The sequence below is a fragment of the Paenibacillus pasadenensis genome (assembly GCF_002864175.1).
In the GTDB taxonomy this organism is placed as follows: domain Bacteria; phylum Bacillota; class Bacilli; order Paenibacillales; family Paenibacillaceae; genus Paenibacillus_O; species Paenibacillus_O pasadenensis.
Genome location: NZ_NFEZ01000004.1, coordinates 925,264 through 942,765 on the forward strand (window position 1 = coordinate 925,264; position 17,502 = coordinate 942,765).

Annotated in this window: 14 protein-coding genes; 4 read left to right on the top strand and 10 right to left on the bottom strand. The window is 62.9% G+C overall.

What is annotated here, in order from left to right:
• Nucleotides 1-6: 6 nt before the first annotated feature.
• The 3 genes from B8V81_RS13655 to B8V81_RS13665 all read left to right on the top strand — a co-directional run bounded on the left by B8V81_RS13655 (nucleotide 7) and on the right by B8V81_RS13665 (nucleotide 4,276).
• Nucleotides 7-1,287, top strand: a complete 1,281-nt coding sequence (locus B8V81_RS13655) for an ROK family protein (RefSeq protein WP_052333537.1) — start codon at nucleotides 7-9, stop codon at nucleotides 1,285-1,287.
• Nucleotides 1,284-2,921, top strand: coding sequence for an FAD-dependent oxidoreductase (locus B8V81_RS13660; RefSeq protein ID WP_052333538.1), 1,638 nt, complete (start codon nucleotides 1,284-1,286; stop codon nucleotides 2,919-2,921). Before B8V81_RS13655 ends, B8V81_RS13660 begins: the two co-directional genes overlap by 4 nt.
• A 116-nt stretch (nucleotides 2,922-3,037) precedes the next feature.
• Entirely contained in the window at nucleotides 3,038-4,276 is a 1,239-nt protein-coding gene (locus tag B8V81_RS13665; protein WP_028600247.1) for a hypothetical protein, read from the top strand.
• 220 nt (nucleotides 4,277-4,496) lie between these two features.
• On the opposite strand, the gene B8V81_RS13670 is transcribed toward B8V81_RS13665, so the two are convergent.
• From B8V81_RS13670 to B8V81_RS13695, 7 genes are all read right to left on the bottom strand, one after another.
• The gene (locus B8V81_RS13670) at nucleotides 4,497-5,108 is read right to left on the bottom strand and encodes a DUF7507 domain-containing protein (RefSeq protein ID WP_028600248.1); all 612 of its coding nucleotides are present in this window, start codon (nucleotides 5,106-5,108) and stop codon (nucleotides 4,497-4,499) included.
• Nucleotides 5,109-5,377: 269 nt separating this feature from the next.
• Nucleotides 5,378-6,538: an SH2 domain-containing protein gene (locus B8V81_RS24860; RefSeq protein WP_127464461.1), complete on the bottom strand. Its 1,161-nt coding sequence runs from the start codon at nucleotides 6,536-6,538 to the stop codon at nucleotides 5,378-5,380.
• Nucleotides 6,539-7,001: 463 nt separating this feature from the next.
• Nucleotides 7,002-7,964 (bottom strand): cytochrome D1 domain-containing protein, encoded by a 963-nt coding sequence (locus tag B8V81_RS13675; protein WP_101808547.1) that lies wholly within the window; start codon nucleotides 7,962-7,964, stop codon nucleotides 7,002-7,004.
• Between the two features lie 192 nt (nucleotides 7,965-8,156).
• Nucleotides 8,157-9,176 (bottom strand): acyltransferase family protein, encoded by a 1,020-nt coding sequence (locus tag B8V81_RS13680; RefSeq protein WP_028600250.1) that lies wholly within the window; start codon nucleotides 9,174-9,176, stop codon nucleotides 8,157-8,159.
• Entirely contained in the window at nucleotides 9,173-9,979 is an 807-nt protein-coding gene (locus B8V81_RS13685; RefSeq protein ID WP_028600251.1) for a carbohydrate ABC transporter permease, read from the bottom strand. Before B8V81_RS13685 ends, B8V81_RS13680 begins: the two co-directional genes overlap by 4 nt.
• A 4-nt stretch (nucleotides 9,980-9,983) precedes the next feature.
• Entirely contained in the window at nucleotides 9,984-10,916 is a 933-nt protein-coding gene (locus tag B8V81_RS13690; protein WP_228551261.1) for a carbohydrate ABC transporter permease, read from the bottom strand.
• 139 nt (nucleotides 10,917-11,055) lie between these two features.
• Nucleotides 11,056-12,372: an ABC transporter substrate-binding protein gene (locus B8V81_RS13695; protein ID WP_028600253.1), complete on the bottom strand. Its 1,317-nt coding sequence runs from the start codon at nucleotides 12,370-12,372 to the stop codon at nucleotides 11,056-11,058.
• Between the two features lie 295 nt (nucleotides 12,373-12,667).
• On the opposite strand from B8V81_RS13695, the gene tnpB reads away from it, so the two are divergent.
• Nucleotides 12,668-13,756 (top strand): IS200/IS605 family element RNA-guided endonuclease TnpB, encoded by a 1,089-nt coding sequence (gene tnpB / locus B8V81_RS13700; protein WP_028600254.1) that lies wholly within the window; start codon nucleotides 12,668-12,670, stop codon nucleotides 13,754-13,756.
• A 106-nt stretch (nucleotides 13,757-13,862) separates the two neighbouring features.
• On the opposite strand, the gene B8V81_RS13705 is transcribed toward tnpB, so the two are convergent.
• From B8V81_RS13705 to B8V81_RS13715, 3 genes are all read right to left on the bottom strand, one after another.
• Nucleotides 13,863-14,801, bottom strand: coding sequence for an ArsR/SmtB family transcription factor (locus B8V81_RS13705; RefSeq protein WP_028600255.1), 939 nt, complete (start codon nucleotides 14,799-14,801; stop codon nucleotides 13,863-13,865).
• 120 nt (nucleotides 14,802-14,921) lie between these two features.
• Nucleotides 14,922-15,824 (bottom strand): hypothetical protein, encoded by a 903-nt coding sequence (locus B8V81_RS13710; protein ID WP_028600256.1) that lies wholly within the window; start codon nucleotides 15,822-15,824, stop codon nucleotides 14,922-14,924.
• Between the two features lie 130 nt (nucleotides 15,825-15,954).
• Nucleotides 15,955-17,397 carry a helix-turn-helix domain-containing protein gene (locus tag B8V81_RS13715; RefSeq protein WP_028600257.1) on the bottom strand — a complete coding sequence of 481 codons (1,443 nt, stop codon included), beginning with the start codon at nucleotides 17,395-17,397 and terminating at the stop codon, nucleotides 15,955-15,957.
• Nucleotides 17,398-17,502 lie beyond the last annotated feature (105 nt).

Sequence of the window (17,502 nt, forward strand, 5' to 3'; positions counted from 1 at the left end):
GCGGGCATGAGCCGGGAAAAAGAAGCTGTCGGCCCTGCTGGCGGCGGCATCGCCAGGGAAGGCTCGGCGGAAGGCCGCCGTGAAACCGGCGTCGCCAGGGAAGGCTCGGCGGACGAACGCCGCAGAATCGGCATCGCCGGCGAGGGCCCGGCGGACGGCCGCCGCAGAGCCGGCAGCGCCGTGGACGAACGCCGCAGAATCGGCATCGCCGTGGACGGACCCGTGGACGAACGCCGCAGAGCCGGCGTCGTCCGGGAAGGCCCGGCGGACGGCCGCCAACCCGGCGTCGCCCGAGACAAGCCGGTCCTCGGCATCGACATCGGCGGCACCGGCATCAAGGGAGCCGTGCTCTCGCCGAGCGGGCGGCTGCTCGCGCAGGCTTCTCTCCCGACCGAGGCGGCGCGCGGCCGGGAGGCGGTGCTGCGGACCGCGGAGGCGCTCGTCCTCGAGCTGCTGGAGCGCTGCCCGGACGCGGCCGCGCTCGGCATCGCCAGCGCCGGGCGCATCGACGCGGAGCGCGGCGCGGTCGTGTACGCGACCGCCAATCTGCCCGGCTGGACCGGGCTGCGCCTGGCCGATTGGGCCGAGCGCAGCTTCGGCTTGCCGGCCTGCGCCGACAACGACGCCAACGCCGCGCTGCTCGGCGAGGCGCGGCTCGGGGCCGCGCGCGGCCTGAGCGACGCCGTCCTGCTGACGCTCGGCACCGGCGTCGGCGGCGCCAATCTCGTCGGCGGCCGGATTGTCCGCGGCGCCGGTTGGAGCGGCGGCGAATGGGGCCACGCCGTGCTCGTGCCGGGCGGGCGGCCCTGCAACTGCGGCCGCCGCGGCTGCGCGGAGACGTATCTGTCCGGCTCCGCTCTGATGCACGGCGCGGCGCGTCGCTTGGGCCGGCCGGGCCTGTCGCCTGCGGAGCTGGAGCGGCTGCTGTTCGAGCGCGACGGCGCGGCGCAGGATGCGATGCGGGAGTACGCGGCTCGGCTGGCGCTTTTTCTCGCCAACCTGCAGGCGGGGCTCGATCCTGCGGCCGTCGTGCTCGGCGGCGGCGGAGCCGAGTCGCTGGCCGCCTGGCGGCCGCTGCTGGACGAGGCGCTGGCGGCGGAGGGCGCGGCCAGGCTGACCGTCGTCCCGGCGCAGCTCGGTCCGCTCGCCGGCTGCATCGGCGCGGCGCTGATGGCGGCCGAGCGGCTGGACGGCGGCCTGGCCCGCTCCGGCGCCGACGAAGGCGGCATCGACAGCAGCAACGAAGCCGGCCTTGAGCCCGGCATCACGAAGGAGGAATCGTCATGAACGAACCGACAAGCCAGAGGGGCGGCAAGCGTCCGGACGAGCGTCTGGAGGCGGACATCGTCATCATCGGAGGCGGCCTTGGCGGCACGGCGGCCGCGCTGGCCGCGGCGCGCGCCGGCAAAAGCGTCATCCTGACGGAGGAGACCGACTGGATCGGCGGTCAGCTCACCTCGCAGGCGGTGCCGCCCGACGAGCACCGCTGGATCGAGACGGAGGGCTGCACGGCGTCATTCCGCGAGCTGCGCGAGCGCATCCGCGACTACTACCGCGACAGCTATCCGCTCACCGAGCAGGCGCGGGCCAACCCGATCCTCAACCCCGGCAGCGGCTGGGTGAGCCGTCTCGCGCATGAGCCGCGCGTCGCGCTCGCCGTGCTGCAGGCGATGCTCGCGCCGTATGTGAACAGCGGACGGCTGCGCGTGCTCTATCATGCCTCTCCCGCCTCGGCGCAGGTCGAAGGGGACGAGGTGCGCTCGGTGACGGTGAGCGTGCGCGGCGGCAGCCGCCGGATCGAGCTCGCCGGAGCCTATGTGCTCGATGCGACGGAGACCGGCGAGCTGCTGCCGCTGACCGGCACGGAATACCGGATCGGAGCGGAGTCGCGCGCCGAGACCGGGGAGCCGCATGCGCCGGAGGAGGCTTTGCCGGACGACGTGCAGGCGTTCACCCATGTCGGCGCGATGGAGTACGTGCCGGGAGCCGATTTCACGATGGAGCGGCCGCCGGAGATGTACGGCTACTGGAGCCGGCTCGTGCCGCCTTTCAGCCCGTATCCGCTGCTGAGCTGGTTCGCCACCGACGCGAACGATACGACCAAGAAGAAGGAGTTCACGCTGCTGCCGAACGGCCAGGGCGTCACCTCGCTGTGGGACTACCGCCGCATCATCGACCCGCGCCATCTGGCCGTCCCGCTCTACCCCGGCGAGCAGTCGCTGCTCAACTGGGCGCAGAACGACTATTATCTCGGCTCCATCATGGACGTGCCGGACGACGTGCGCCGCGACCGGCTGTACGCCGCGCGCCAGCTGACGCTGTCCGTCGTGTACTGGCTGCAGACGGACGCGCCGCGGCTGGACGGGGGCAAGGGCTGGCCCGGCCTGCGGCTGCGCGGCGACATCGTCGGCACGGAGGACGGCCTCGCCAAGTCGGTCTATATCCGCGAGTCGCGGCGCATCCGCGCGCTGCAGACGGTGACCGAGGCGGACGTGAGCCAGGAGCTGCGCGGCGCGGAGGGCATCCGGCGGTACGAGGACAGCGTCGGCGTCGGCAGCTACCATCTGGACCTGCATCATACGACCGTCACGCATCGCAGCTTCTACATCCCGAGCTATCCGTACGAAATTCCGCTCGGCGCGCTCATCCCGGTCCGCACGGCCAATCTGCTGCCCGCATGCAAGAACATCGGCGTCACCCAGATCTCCAACGGCTGCTACCGGCTCCATCCGACCGAGTGGAACGTCGGCGAGGCGGCCGGGCTGCTCGCGGCGTACTGCCTCGACGTCTCGCGCCGTCCGCGCGAGGTGCACGGCGACGCGGCGCTGAGGACGGGCTACCAGGAGCGGCTGAGCGCGCATGGCGTGCAGCTGCACTGGTCGGATCGGGTCGCGCAGGAGGTCGTGGAAGCGCCGAAGTAAGCCAGCCGCAACTCTCGAAGGAGGTGGTGGCCGCTCCGAAGCGAAGCGGAAGGACGGCATGCTTCAGGCATGCCGGGACGCCGGGTCGGGAATGATCATTTTGGAGGAGGGATAGGTTGAGAAGAAGATGGAACGGGAAAAAGCTGCTGCCGGCCGTACTGGCCGCAGCGCTGCTGGCAAGCGGATCGGCGATGGCCTCGCCGCAGGCGGGGCTCGGTCCGGCGGAGCCGGAGGGCGGCAGCGCCGCCGCGCTGCGCGCCGCGGACGGGACGCCGCTGCCGGAACGGGACGCCTCCGCGGCCGCCGGGCTCGGAGGCGGGAGCGCGTCCGGCTCGGCCTCGCTGCAGGCGGCGGCGCTGGCCACGCCGAACCTCATCGTGCCGATCGAGACGCTGAAGCCGGCCGTCGCCTTGAGCAAGCCGGCGCTCTCGCCTGCCGGCGGACCGCTCATCCTGAGCGATTCGCCGGAGTCGCCGACGACTCCGGGAGGCTTTTACCGGGATACGGTCAGCGGCTCGTTCCGGGTGTTCTACCACCACTACAACAAGACCGGCGCGGAGCTGCAGGTCGCCGTCGCCGTCACGAACACGAGCGGCTACAAGGTCAAGCTCTACGAGGAAGGAGCCGGGGCCGGGGTCGATTACTACCCGGACATCGCCGGCCAGCTCGGCCTCGAGGCGTTCCTGGCCGACCGCGGCTCGCGCCGTCCGGTCGCCGTGCTGCTGCCGGGGCAGAGCTACTGGGTGTCGCATGCGGTGCCGGTCACGTACACGGCGAGCGGCTTCCTGCAGCTGCGCGCCGAAGCGCCCGGCGGCGGCAGCGCGCCGGTCACGGTGACGACGCTCGGCTACGCCGGCGCGCGTCCCGATCCGCTGGCGGAGCCGATCCTGCCGCGCGACAAGCATGTGCGGGGCACGTTCCCCCATTATGACCGCACGGGCACGCTCGTCTACGACACCTCGCTGGGCAATGCGCTCATCCGCGTCTCGTCCGCGCCGTCGGGCCAGTGGGCCGACTTCATGCCAGGCGAGTACGAGCCTGGCGTCGACGCGACGACCGGCGAGAGCGTCGTCAACAGCGGCAACTACGGCGTCATCTACGATTTCAACGTGCAGATCGACAACAAGAGCGAGGGCAAGCGCACGGTCGACGTCTACCTCAACCCGTCCGGCGGCTCGGGCCACTATACGCTCGGCTGGGCGAACAAGCGGCTCAGCTCGGGCTACCTGAACTACACCCAGGCATGGCAGTTCGCCGAGCTCAAGGTCGGCAAGAAGGGCAAGACGGTGCCGTCGCGGCTCAGCCTGACCGGCGGCTCGTCCGGGCCGCAGGTGCTGTACTTTACGAACAAGTAGGCCGATTCCGGCGTCGGGCCGGCTCGGCACGCGCAGCAAGGGGAAGAAATGCCCTTGTTCGCAGGCGCGGCAAGAGATCGGCGCGCAGCAAGGGAACCAGTTCCCTTGTCCGCCTTGCTCGCAGGCGCTTTGCCTTGCATGCGCCTAGGCCGCATGAACGCCAAAAACCAGGAAGAAGCGGAGCCGGCTCCGCTTCTTCCTGGTTTTTCTTGTTGCCCGCCTATTCCTCCTCTTCCGTAATCGTCACCTGCGCCCGGTTGGACACGGCGCGCGTCGTAATCGCGCGGCCCGACGGCGAGCGCACGCCGAACGTGACGACAGCCTGGTTGAAGAGGGTGCCGCTCGCCGCGTCTCCGGCGGCGGCGTCGGCTGAGACGCCCGACAGCGGCGCCGATGCCGTCAGCCGATTTTCTAGGATGGACGCCGGGGGCGGCGACGGGATGACATAGCTTAGCTCGCGGGTGATGGAGGCGCCGGGCGCGAGGCTCTCGATCGTCTCGTTCAGCAGCGCCGCTCCCGGCGGATCGAGCGCGTCCAGCACCTGGATCTGGCTGAGCAGCGTGTTGCCGATATTCGTGACGCGCAGCTGGAAGAACACTGTATCTCCCGGCATCGCCGTCACTGATTCGAGGCCGGTGACCGTTTTTTTCGCCAGGATCGCGGGAGTGCGATTGAACTTCGGCACGTCGACGATGCCGATGGACTGGTCGCCGACCGGCACGGACGCGACGATCCGGTTCGACTGGCGGTCGATGACCGAGACGACGTTCGTGCGCGTGCTCACATACAGGTAGTGGGTGCTGGCGTCGATCAAAACGATGGTGCGCAACATGCTCCGGCACTTGCTATCCAGAAACTTCCTCGTCTTTTCGGTCATAAGCATACAGGCCAAGGAGTTTCCCCGCTCGCCCGCTTCAAGAATCAGCTAATCGTCAAGGCTGAGCGAACGAGAAAGTGAAGGCAATCGACAATAGGGATGTTGATTCGACTGCTCTTCCATAATGCCACAGAAATGAAGAAGAAGATGATTCTAGTCGAGATCATCTTCTTTGTTTTGGTGAATATAGGTATTAAAAAAATTGCTAATATGAACTAAAGAATTTAGTAACCAACATGCGAACTAAATGTGACACTAGCAAAATATTGCGGATAGTTAAACAACATGTTACGAGCATTCTCTTGATGTTGACATGCAACTCTACTTAAATTTAAATTATGGCCTGTGGCATAACCTGCACTAGTAAAATCTCTGAAAACGTCAATTGCAGCAATTACAGTTAATGTTATGGCCACCCAACCAGCTGGCCCACCTGCAATTCCAGACACAAGAGAGACAAGACCCGCGATTGAAAAGAACCACGTGAAAATATCTTCCCATACATTATATTTCATTTGTTCAATCATGACATCTTCAAAACTATCAATGTACCCTTGAAATTTCTGTAGTGAAGTTGAATTTTTTGTGCTATTCAAGGTGCTTCCAGATAAGCGGATGTAGTTATGGGGTACAGCCGATAACGCTTGAACAGTAAAGTTACCCGTTGTGTAATAATAATTATACCAATTGTCATAAGCGCCAGCACAAGAATACGTGCCACAACTCCCTAACGTTGTAATCCCGTCTTTAGGGATAATTTTAATTTTTTGTCCTGAAGGAGCAGAAGGATCCACTTCCAAAGTATACTTCTCTTTTATATCCTCAATATCTCTTTTAATCTCGTCAATATCCTCTTTTTTAAATCCATTAACTTTTACAATCGGATTCTTGGAAATCTCATTAGTTAAAATGTCAACATTATTTTTAATAACAGACTCATTATATTCTTGTTCTTTCTCTGTCAATCTCAATTTATCTTCACTTTCAAAACTCACAGTTTTCTTAACACTAAATCTCTCTTCCGATTTAGTCTGATTCGCCTCTCCAGTATCATAGTCGTTCTGAAATTCCTGTTCTGAAACAAGGGAGTACTGAAAAGCGCCGTTCAAATCGTAATAATCCTCAACAGTTTGAAGTTTAGTATGAGTAACACTATCAACTTTATAAAAGCTAGTTACAGAATTAACATTTTTATGTCCTGTTTCGACATAGAAGCCATCTTTGTTTTTTGTATCAGAGAGCGTTTCAATTGAATAGCTTTCAATATTAGTTTGAATGAGGGGAGGTTGTGCTTCTGCTTTGGCAACTGGAATAGAAGAGTTCAGAACAAGCATAGCGCCAATAAAAATTGAAACCATTTTTTTCTTATGATATAATTTAATCAATAAATTTCACATCCTTTTATTTTTGATATTTTAAATATGTCATATTAATGAAGGGATGTAAATAGGAGGAATCAAATTTGAGAAAAATAAGTAAAAAGACTTGGTCTATTGTAATGATAATTAGTTCTTCCCTCATGTTTATATTTGCCTTTTTAAGTCTAATGACCCAATTGTATGTTCCGGAAACAGGTGTAATTGGAGAGTTGCCACCTAAAACTCAAATTTTCAAGGAATTTTTATGGCGATGCATTCTCTCTTCAGTACTGTTAGCGATAGGCATTTTTAGATATAGGAAGAACAGAGACAAATAGTCCATCCTATAGATAGACTGAAGAGAACTCTTTCGGCATCCCTATAGCATTTAAAAAAATTCACTATTATATTCAACACCAATCGCAAGAAGGGGCTGTTTCGGTCGTAACGAGCGGGAGCAGCCCCTTCTTCATTTGAGACACAGCCTACTTTACGAACAAGTAGGCCGATTCCGGCGTCGGGCCGGCTCGGCACTCGCAGCAAGGGAACCAGTTCCCTTGTCCGCCTTGCTCGCAGGCGCTTTGCCTTGCATGCGCCTAGGCCGCATGAACTGGTCGCCGACCGGCACGGACGCGACGATCCGGTTCGACTGGCGGTCGATGACCGAGACGACGTTCGTGCGCGTGCTCACATACAGGTAGCGGGTGCTGGCGTCGATGGCGATGTACTGCGGAAAGGCGTTCGTCGCGATCGTCGAGACGAGCTGGTTGGAGATCGGATTGATGACCGAGACCGAGCCGGACACCTCGTTCGCCACGAACACCTGGACGCCGTCTGTCGCCACGCCGATCGGCGCGATGCCCGTCGGCAGCGTGCCGACGACCGTATTGCTCGTCACGGAGATGATGTCGACGACGCCGAGCGCCCGGGTCGTCACATAGACGTAGGCGCCGCCCGGAGCGACGCGCACGCCGATCGGCGTCACGTCCACCGGGATCGTGGCGACGATCGCGTAGTCCGACGTGCGGATGACGGACACCGTGTTCGAGATCTGGTTGGCGACGTAGACGAACTGATTGTTCGGCGTGACGTCGACGCCGACCGGATTGATGCCGACGCGAACGGTCGCGATCACCGTGTCGGACGTCAGGTCCAGCACCGAGACAGTGCCGTCGGTCGAGTTGGTCACATAGCCCCGCGCGCCGGTCCGATCGATGACGATGCCGTTCGGCCCGCCTCCGACCGCGATCGTGCCGACGATGGCGTTGGCGGCGGTATCGATGACGGATACCGTCCCGTTCGCCAGGTTGGCGACATAGACGCGGGTTCCGTCGGGGGTGGCGTCCAGCTGCTGGGGGGTGAAAAAGCCGGGAATCGTCGCGACGACGCTGTTCGTCGTCTGGTCGATGGCCGACACGGTGTTGGAGCCGCTGTTGGCGACATAAACGCTCATGCTATGGACTGGCCTCCTTCTTCGCCATAGGCGCGCTAGGCTTACCCTATGACGGGAAGGAATGTCCGTATGCGGGAACTCTCTTGCGGGACGCCGGACGGCTCAGCCGAGCGACGGCTCCGCCGTCCGAGGGTCAGCCGCGCCCTTGGCCGTCCGCCGCAGCGCGCGGCCGGCGTCCCGCGCCTCTGCCCGTCATCGTCCGCTTCGGCGCGGGGCTTTGACGATCAGCCCGATGCTGAAGCCGACGACGGTCTGCACGATCAGCGCCAGCCGCAGCGCTTCCGCGGGCGAGCGGGGAAGATCGTCGGCCTGGATGCTTTTGAGCGAGAAGACGAGCAGGTTGCTGAACAGCAAGCACCAGAGCACGTTCCGGCCCAGCGCTTCGAGCGGCGCGAACGGGCGCGGACAGCGCTCCATCAGCCGGGAGAGCAGATAATAGCCGTACAGCGCCAGCGCCGGCCCGGCGATCCACCCGATGGACGGCGGGAACCGCTCGGGCAGTCCGCCTGCATCGAGGACGAGCCAGACGAACAGGCCGGAGGCCGCGAGCGAGCCCGCTAGCACGCCGGGATGCCAGCCGATGCGCCAGCGGGCGAACAGCATGCCGAGCAAGTAGTACGGGAAATACTGCAGCACCGGGAACGAGGCGAACTGCCGCGTGCCGAGGAGCGGTCCGAGCGGCGTCGATGTCACCGCCTCGTAGGGCAGGAACGTCGTCAGCAGCAGCAGGGCGGCGGCCGGGAAGGCGAGCCGCGGCTTTTCCGCCAGCCTTTGCAGAGGGACGAACAGGATCAGGCCGGCCAGCGTCAAGTAGGTGAACGACAGCAGGAACTCCGACCAGCCCGGCATGTCCTGCAGCAGCAGGATCGGCTTCAGCGTCTCCCAATCCGGCGGCCGCCGGTCGATGAAGAGGCGGAACGCCAGCCCGGAGATGTAGAAGGCGAGCAGCGTCTTGAGCGCGGCCAGCAGCATCCGCGGAGCGGCTCTCCGCAGCGGCTTGGCGTAATAGGCCAGCCGCGACACGTAGCCGAAGCTGAAGACGAAGCCGGAAAACGTGATCAGGTTGACGGCGTCGATGATCCGGCCGGCCGCGGGAAAGATCGCCGGATCGCTGAAGAACTGCAGGACATGGCCATAGACCATGCCGATGACGAGGAGGCCCTTGAACCGGTCGATCGCCCGCTCGCGGGGCGGCTGCAGGGAGGCGCTCATCCTTTGATGCCCGACAGGCTGACCCCTTTGATGATCTGCTTCTCGAAGACGAGGAACAGCAGGAAGATCGGCAGCGAGGAGATCGTGTTGATGACCATCGGCTTGACGTAGTCGACCGTGTACTGGCTCATCAGCGTCGGGATGCCCATCGGCAGCGTGAACAGATTGTCGTCGGTGACGGACATGAACGGCCAGAGGAAGTTGTTCCACGAGCCGATGAACGTCAGGATCGCCATCGAGGCGACGGCCGGCCGGGTGAGCGGCAGCATGATGCTGAAGAAGATCCGCCAGTTGCCGCCGCCGTCGATCTGCACGCTTTCGAGCAGGTCGTTCGGGACGCCGTCGAAGAAGCTCTTGAGCACGATGATGGCGATCGGCGAGGCCAGCGAAGGCAGGATGAGTCCGAGGTAGGTGTTCAGCAGGCCCATGTCCTTGGCCACCTGGTAGAGCGGGATGAGGATCGCCTCGCCGGGAATGAGCAGGCCGGCCAGCACGGCGAAAAAGACGGCCGCCTTCATCCGGAACTTGATCTTGGACAGCGCGAAGCCGGCCATCGCCGCGATCACGATCGTCAGCGCGGTGACGCAGACGGCGATGAAGAAGCTGTTCCAAACCCACAGCGGCAGCTTCGTCGCCTGCAGCACCTCGCCGTAGACGGCGAGCGAGTAGGGAGGCTTCACCCAGTCCAGCACGGTGACGATCGGCATGCCCTCCTCTTTGACCGAGACGGTCAGCATCCAGAGGATCGGCAGCAGGAACACGGCCGCGACCAGCAGCGACACGATGCGATAGATCCATTTCATGCGGCTAGTCCGCCTCCTTCCGTCGATTGAAGCCGTATTGCAGCGCCGACAGCGCGAGCAGGATGAAAAACAGCACGTACGACATCGCCGAAGCGTAGCCGAGGTCGTTCTGGCGGAATCCGGTCTGCCAGATGTACTGGATGACCGGCCTCGTCTTGTCGAGCGGGCCGCCGCCCGTCATGATGTAGATCTGCAGGAACACCTTGAACGAGGCGATGATCTGCAGCATCATGATCATGCGGGTGATCGGGGCGAGCAGCGGCAGCGTGATGCGGCGGAAGATCTGGCCGTTCGTCGCGCCGTCGAGCCGCGCCGCCTCGTACAGCTCCTCCGGCATCTCCTGCAGCGCCGAGAGGTACAGCACGAAGTTGAAGCCGACCGTCCACCAGAGCGTCAGCGCCGTGATCGCGATCCACGACAGCGACACCTCCGACAGCCAGAAGATCTCCTGCTCGGCCGGCAGCAGCCGGACCAGATGCAGGAGCGAGTTCAGCAGGCCCGTATAGGGCTGGAAGATGAACAGGCCGAGGAAGGAGGCGACGGCCACCGACATGACGCTCGGCATGAAAAAGGAAATGCGGTACAGCTTGCGCAGCCGCGAATGGCGGTTCGCGATCAGCGCGAGCCCGAGCGACAGCGCCAGCATGAGCGGCGTCGTGAGCAGCACGAAGATCGTCGAATGCCAGACCGACGCCCAGAACTCCGCATCCTGCATCAGCTTGCTGAAGTTGCCGAGGCCTACATATTCCATCTTGCGGATCAGCGTCCATTTGAAAAAGCTGATCTGCACGCCCTTGAGCATCGGCCATATCGTGAACAGCACATAAACGGCGAAAAAGGGCGCGAGGAACACGAACGCCTGCGCGCCCGCCCAGCGTCTTTTGCGCTTGGCGCCGGCAGGCGCCAGCTCCGCCTTCGCCCCTGGACCGATTGCCACTCTTCATCCCCTCCTTGTGTGCGCGCATCCGGCGGGCGAGCCGGCCGAATGCCTGGACTCGCCCGCCGGATGCGGCCTTGAAACGCAGCTTCGCTTGCCGGCTGAGCCCGGACGGACCGGATCGCCCGCCGGCAGGCGGCTATTGCTTCAGCACCTTGTCGATTTCGGCCTGGATCTTCACGGCCGCGTCGGCAGGGCTCATCTTGTTCGCCCACACCTCGTTCAGGAACTTGAACATCGCCAGGTCGCGGATCTGCCAGTTTTTCTCCGACGGCTTGTTGAAGGCGACGGTGCTCGCCACGGAGACGTAGTCGCTCCGGTACGGCAGCGCCTTGAACTCCGCGCTGTCAAAGATGGCCGGCTTCGCCGGGATATGGCCCGCCTTCGCCCACAGGGCGCCTTTTTGCGCCAGGTAGTCGGCGAAGATCGCGGCCGCCTTGCGCTTCTCGGGATCCTCCTTTTTCGTGACCGGGAGGATGACGGTGTGGGAGTCGCCCCAGGTCGCTTCCTTGTCGAAGATTTTCGGAATCGGCATCGCGCCGAATTCCAGGCCCTTGGTCGATTCCCAGACGCCGGTCGTCCAGACGCCCGTCATGATGATCGCCGCCGTGCCGCTCTGGAAGCTCTTCACGAAGTCCGGGTCGTTCAGGCGGATGACCTTGTGCTTGTGGAACAGGTCCTGCACGTACTGCATCGCCTGGACCGCCTTGCCGCTGTCCAGGGCGGCCGACTTCAGGTCGTCGCTGATGACGTCGTTGCCGCCGAGCTGATGGTACAGCGCCCACCAGAGGCGGAACACGTCGTCGTTGGCGCTCGGCAGCGCGAGCGGCATGGCGTTTTTCGGCAGCTTCTCCTTCAGCGCCGTCAGCAGCTGCACGAAGCCGTCGGCCGTATTGTCGAACACCGGCTTGCCGTCCTCGCCGAGGAGCCCGGCTTCCTTCAGCAGCTTCTTGTTGTAGTACATGACGAACGGATGCGTGTCGATCGGCACGGCATAATGCTTGCCGTCCACAACCGTCGCGCCGAGGATGTTCGGGTTGAACGTCGACCAGTCGATGCCGGCCGCCTCGGCCGCGTCGTCCATGCTGGACACGACGCCCTGGTTGATCAGATCGGGCAGCCGGGACGTGTGGGAGATGCCGATGTCGGGACCGTTGCCGTTGCCGACCGCCGTAATCAGCTTCGTGTAATACTCGCCCCACTCGAGCACCGTGTTCTCGACCTTGATGTCGGGATGCTCGCTGTTGAACGCGTCGATCATCGCCTGCATGTTGTCGCCGTCGCCGCCGCTGAACAGCGTCCACGACGACAGCGTCACCTTGCCGCCTTTTCCGTCGCCGCTGCCGCCCCCGTCGTCGCCGGTTCCTTGGCCGCCTTCATTGCCTCCGCTGCAGGCGCTCGCCGCCAGCGCGAGCGAGAGCAGCAGAGCGGTCGTCCATCTACGTCTTGAGTTCATGTCGAGCCTCCCTTTTCATCGTTCTTCCTCAAAGGCACAAGGACAACAATTATGTTTTATTACACGAAATATGTACCTTTAAGCCGAATATAAAGCTGAAAACGGGCTTTGTCAACGCTTTCATGCGGAAATACGAAAATAAATAAAATAAAGAGGCCTATGCTACAGATATCTTGTAGCAAACGCCTCTTTATCATTACAGCCGATTCATGGAAGGAGATGAACCGGCGGTTTTGGTGTTTTGGAGCGAACGTATGTGCTATAATATCAAAAAAACATCCAGGAGGTGTGTGGCATGTTGGTGCATAAGGCGTACAAGTACCGGATCTACCCGTCAGAGTCGCAACAACAGCTCATCGGGCAGATGTTCGGCTGTTGCCGGTTTGTCTTCAATTATTTCCTGAGCCTGTGGAACGCACGGTATGAGGAAACCGGCAACGGGCTGTCCTACAATGCCTGTGCCACACAGCTGCCTGCCTTGAAAGGCGAGCATGAATGGCTCAAAGCGGTCGACAGCATTGCCTTGCAATCGGCCGTTCGACACGTGGCGGACAGCTTTGACCGCTTTTTCAACCGTCAGAATCGACAGCCACGGTTCAAGAGCCGCAAAAATCCGGTGCAGAGCTATACCACTCGGCAGACGAATGGCAACATTGCGGTGAACGGCAATCAGCTCAAACTGCCCAAGCTCGGCTGGATCCGCTTTGCGGCATCCAGACCGCTGGAAGGCCGCATCCTGTCGGCCACGGTCCGTCGGAATGCGGCAGGCAAATTCTTTGTCGCCATCGTCTGTGAGGTCGACGTCCAGCCCTTGCCGCAGGCGAATAAGACCGTCGGCATCGACCTGGGGCTGAAGGAATTTGCCGTCTGCTCGGACGGCTTCCGTGTCGAGAACCCCAGGGCGTTCCGCCGCTACGAGCGCAAGCTGGCCATGTGGCAACGCCGCATGGCTCGCCGCACGAAGGACGGAGCCAACTGGAAGAAGGCCAAGCGCCAGGTGGCGCTCATCTACGAAAAGATGGCCCACGTTCGCCATGACTTCCTGCACAAGCTGACGACGAAGCTGGTTCGTGAAAACCAAACGATCCACATCGAAGGCTTGCGGGTGGAGAACATGCTGCAGAGCCCTCGTCTGGCCAAGTCGATCGCCGATGCGTCCTGGAGCGAGTTTCGGCGACAGATAACCTACAAGTCGGAGTGGTATGGTCGCCAGCTGAAGGTGGCCGACTCCTTTGCGCCGACGAGTCAGACGTGCCACGTGTGCGGCCACGTTCACCCGGAGGTCAAGAACCTGTCCGTTCGGAAGTGGACCTGTCCCGTCTGCCAGACGCTGCATGATCGGGACGAGAACGCCGCACACAACATCGAACAGATGGCTGTCTAACGGCCTTGCCCTATGAACTGCGGGAACCGCAGGGATCGCTTGGTGAACTCTGCTTCGATAGAAGCAACTACCCAAGAATCCCCCGCCTCTTTAGGTGGAGGAGTGTTCAATCCGGATCGGCAAGAACGTAATGCACTTTCATGACGATATCCTGCGGATAGTCGCCGAATTGACGCCCGAACAGGTTGATGCCGCCCTTGTGCAGCGCGTCGGACTTGATGCCGATCCGCAGCTTCAGATGGTGGCGGCCCTCCAGCGCCAGATCGGCGAGCGAGACGTCGGACACCTTGTCCATGTCGATCGTCGTCCGTTCCTTGTCGACGCGCCAGGTTTTGAGCAGGCCGTACTGCGTCGCCCAGTCGATCCACCAGTCGGGGTTCAGCTTGCCGCGCCGGTCGCCGAAATCTCCGGGACTCGTCCACGTGCCGATCTCGACGTCGTTGATCCAGAGCGTGATGTCCGAGGGCCAGTCGTTGTCGAAGTTCGGCGCCTCCGAGCACAGCTCCATGGAGAACTCGATCGCCTCGGGGCGGGCGCTTTTCGGCAGCTCGAGCGGCAGCAGGTAGTCCAGGTAGCCTTTGCGGAACCAGATGAGCTGCGCGCCGACATGGTTCGGGTGATAAAAGCTGGCCGGCTCGTCCTCGCGGATGAGCATGCCCTCGGCGCTGGCCTGGCCGCAGGTCGGATGCACCTCGCAGTTGCTGTACTGGCCGATCGGCAGCTCGACCTCGTAGACGGACACGTCGTCCTTGGACCAGTGGACCGATGTATTGAGCGTGATCAGGATGTCGTCGTAGCTGCGGCTGCATACCTTCATCGCGCCTCGCGTCGCCGGCAGCAGCTCGGTGTGGATGAGCTTGGCGGCTTCCAGCAGCTTCACGTGGTTGGCCACGGTCGATACCGGCAGCTGCAGCGCCTCCGAGATCTCGATGACGTTCAGGCTCTTCGCGTTCAGCAGCCGGAGGATGTCGACCCTGGCCCGGGTCGACAACGCATGCGCGATCTGCACCAGCCGATCGGGCTCATTGATGGTGATGTCCAGCATAGGGGCTCGGCTCCTCCGCTTCCGTCTTCATTCGGGATGATTCTTCCAAGCCCATTCATTTTACTATTCCGGCGTGAATCAAATCAAGATTCTTGGAATGAAAGCTCGAAGGGCATGAAATCACTCGAACAGCAGTCGAAGCGCGTCTTCGCCGAGACCTAGCGCCTGCAGCTCGTCGGCGAGCAGCGCCGCGAGGGCGGGGGAAAGTCCGTGATGCTGGAGCAGGCGGATCGCCGCCAGCCTGGCATGACGCGGCGCTTGGCGCAGCCACGGCTCCAGCTCGCTTTCATCCGGGGATGTGTCGCGGCCGAGCGGAGGGAGCGTCCCGTTCCAGCCCGGCTCGGCAGGCTCGATGACGCCCAGGCTGTCGGTGGTCGGGATGGAGCGCCGCTCCGCCCGCTCCAGACGGACGGCCTGCAGGTTCGTCCAGCCGTCGGCCATCGCGCTGAGGCCGGCCTCCGCCAGGAATTGCTTGCGGAGCGCGCCGAGCCGGCTTTCCTCCTCGTCGCTCCTTCGCCATTGCGATTCGGCCTGCTCTCGGGCGGACTTCTCCTGGAAGCTTCTCCATTGCCGCTCATCGGCAAAAACGTTGTAGAACAGCGCCCAATCCTGCTCCCCGTAGGAGAGGAACTCCCTTAGATTGCGCGCGATGACGGTGCTCGGATCGTCGAATTCCATGGGCGACACACAGATGACCGGCGCTTGCTCCAGATCGGCCGAGCGGCCGAAGTCCGTCAGCAGCGCGAAGTGAATGCCGTCCATGCCCGTCGAGCCGAATACGACCGCATCGCAGGGCGTATTCGCATATCTGAAGCCGCCGGTCTGCAAGTAAAATCCGAAAAGGCCGTAAAAGGTCTCGGAGTCGCCGAGCGATTCGTTCCACCGCTGCAGCAGGCGCAGCGTCGGAGGCAGCGCGAGCGAGCCGAAGTTGATCGTAAGAGGCCGATAAAGCTCGGCTTCTTCCGGGCGGCCCGCAGCTGGCTCGGTGCTTGGAGGCGAGCCTGCTCCGCCTCGAGACAGCATGTTGCCTGCTCCGTCATGGAGGACAACGTTTGCGGACCGGAGTTTTGAGCTTATCCGGCGAGCCTTTGCTTTCATCGGCCTGGTTCCTCCTTGCGGTCATTTGTTTTTGGTTGATCGCCCGCCGTCGCTTTCAATAAATGCCGTCCTCCGCCCACTCCTGCGGAAGAGGGATGTCCGGCAGGCTCGGCAGGCGGAGCGCCCGCACCGCCTCCTGCAGATAGGACGGCCGGAACGCCGGCGGAGACGCCGCCTCCTGCATGGCTCTGCGCAGCGCCTCGCCGCGGTCCGGCGCGTCTGCGCCGGCCGCGCGGGCCGCCGGCTCGAGCCGGTCGAGCGTCGCGAGGTCGCGGCTCGACACGCTGGCATCCCAGCGGATGGAGCCGAGGACGGAGGCGACGACCTCGAGCGGAAAGCCGCTTTCCTCCCCGATCAGCACGGCGGCGGCTCCGGGATCGCGGCGCATGAGCGCATGGGCCCGCAGATGCGCCTTGAGATAGGCGACCGCAGCGGACTGCTGGGCCTCGGCCCAGCCGGCATCCGCCATGATGCCGGTCAGGTAGTCGCCGCCGCCGCTCTCTCCCTCCAAGGCGACGCCCGCTCCGATCCTCCGCACCCACGTCAGATACGGCTCCCACAGCATCGCCGCCTCGGTCCGTCCGTCCAGCAGTCCGCCGAGGCAATCGGCCATCCGTCCGTGATGCAGCACCGGCGTGCCGTCGAGGCGGCCGCGCCGCAGCACTTCCTGCAGCCGGCGAGAGGCGCTGGAGCGCCCGACCGTCGAGATGAGCGAGGAGCCGAGCTGCTCCTCCCGGCGCATGCCGCTGCCGGCGCGGACGACGAGCGAGATGCCGGAGCCGCCCTCGCTCTTGCCGTCGAAGGCGAGCATCTGCGGCCGGAAGCGCGGCAGCAGCCGCCCGAGCTCGCGGCTCGCGGCGATCGGGTAGTCGCCGACGGAGGCGATCTGCACGCGTCCGGCGATCAGCTCCTCCACCAGCTCCATGCCGCTGTCGGCATGCCGCCAGGAGACGCGCCACCGCGCATGCGGCTCGAGCAGAGCCAGCTCCTCCTCGAACCAGCCGAGGCGCTTGACGACGAGCGCGCTCCAGAGCAGGGCGGCGCCGCTCTGATAGCCGACCGTGATGAAGCGCTCTGTCCGCGCGGCAGCCGCGAACCCGGCAAAGCTCGGAAAAGTGCCGGCTGCCGGGGGCAGCTCCGCTCGGAGCGGACTTGAGGCCCCGTCGACGTCCGGGGACGGTACCGCCCCGGCAAACCGGCCGGCGTCCGGCGGCGGCCCCATCCCGGCAAACCGGCCGGCGTCCGGCGGCGGCCCCATCCCGGCAATCCGGTCGGCGTCCGGCGACGGCTCCGCCCCGGCAAACCGGCCGGCGTCCGTCCCGGCGAGCCCGCCGCGCGCGCGCACCCACTGCTCCAGCTGCGAGCGGTCGACCCACACCTCCTTGCCGAGCTTGACGACAGGCAGCTGCCGCTCCTTGCGCCAGCGGTCGATCGTAGCCCGGCTGACGCCGAGCAGCTGCATCGCTTCCTGAAGCGGAATCAGATTGAACGCTTGCATGGGCAGGTCTCCTCCTTGGGCAGCACATCGGCAGATGGTCGAGCGATCCATTTATCCAAGTTCACAGGTGGGAATTATATAAGATTCACTTTAGCGGACGGAGGT

Bases quoted from the DNA above. Each gene is read 5' to 3' on its own strand.
- B8V81_RS13655 (WP_052333537.1), top strand. From the start codon at position 7: ATGAGCCGGGAAAAAGAAGCTGTCGGCCCTGCTGGCGGCGGCATCGCC.
- B8V81_RS13660 (WP_052333538.1), top strand. From the start codon at position 1,284: ATGAACGAACCGACAAGCCAGAGGGGCGGCAAGCGTCCGGACGAGCGT.
- B8V81_RS13670 (WP_028600248.1), bottom strand. From the start codon at position 5,108: ATGTTGCGCACCATCGTTTTGATCGACGCCAGCACCCACTACCTGTAT.
- B8V81_RS13675 (WP_101808547.1), bottom strand. From the start codon at position 7,964: ATGAGCGTTTATGTCGCCAACAGCGGCTCCAACACCGTGTCGGCCATC.
- B8V81_RS13680 (WP_028600250.1), bottom strand. From the start codon at position 9,176: ATGAGCGCCTCCCTGCAGCCGCCCCGCGAGCGGGCGATCGACCGGTTC.
- B8V81_RS13685 (WP_028600251.1), bottom strand. From the start codon at position 9,979: ATGAAATGGATCTATCGCATCGTGTCGCTGCTGGTCGCGGCCGTGTTC.
- B8V81_RS13695 (WP_028600253.1), bottom strand. From the start codon at position 12,372: ATGAACTCAAGACGTAGATGGACGACCGCTCTGCTGCTCTCGCTCGCG.
- tnpB (WP_028600254.1), top strand. From the start codon at position 12,668: ATGTTGGTGCATAAGGCGTACAAGTACCGGATCTACCCGTCAGAGTCG.
- B8V81_RS13705 (WP_028600255.1), bottom strand. From the start codon at position 14,801: ATGCTGGACATCACCATCAATGAGCCCGATCGGCTGGTGCAGATCGCG.
- B8V81_RS13710 (WP_028600256.1), bottom strand. From the start codon at position 15,824: ATGCTGTCTCGAGGCGGAGCAGGCTCGCCTCCAAGCACCGAGCCAGCT.
- B8V81_RS13715 (WP_028600257.1), bottom strand. From the start codon at position 17,397: ATGCAAGCGTTCAATCTGATTCCGCTTCAGGAAGCGATGCAGCTGCTC.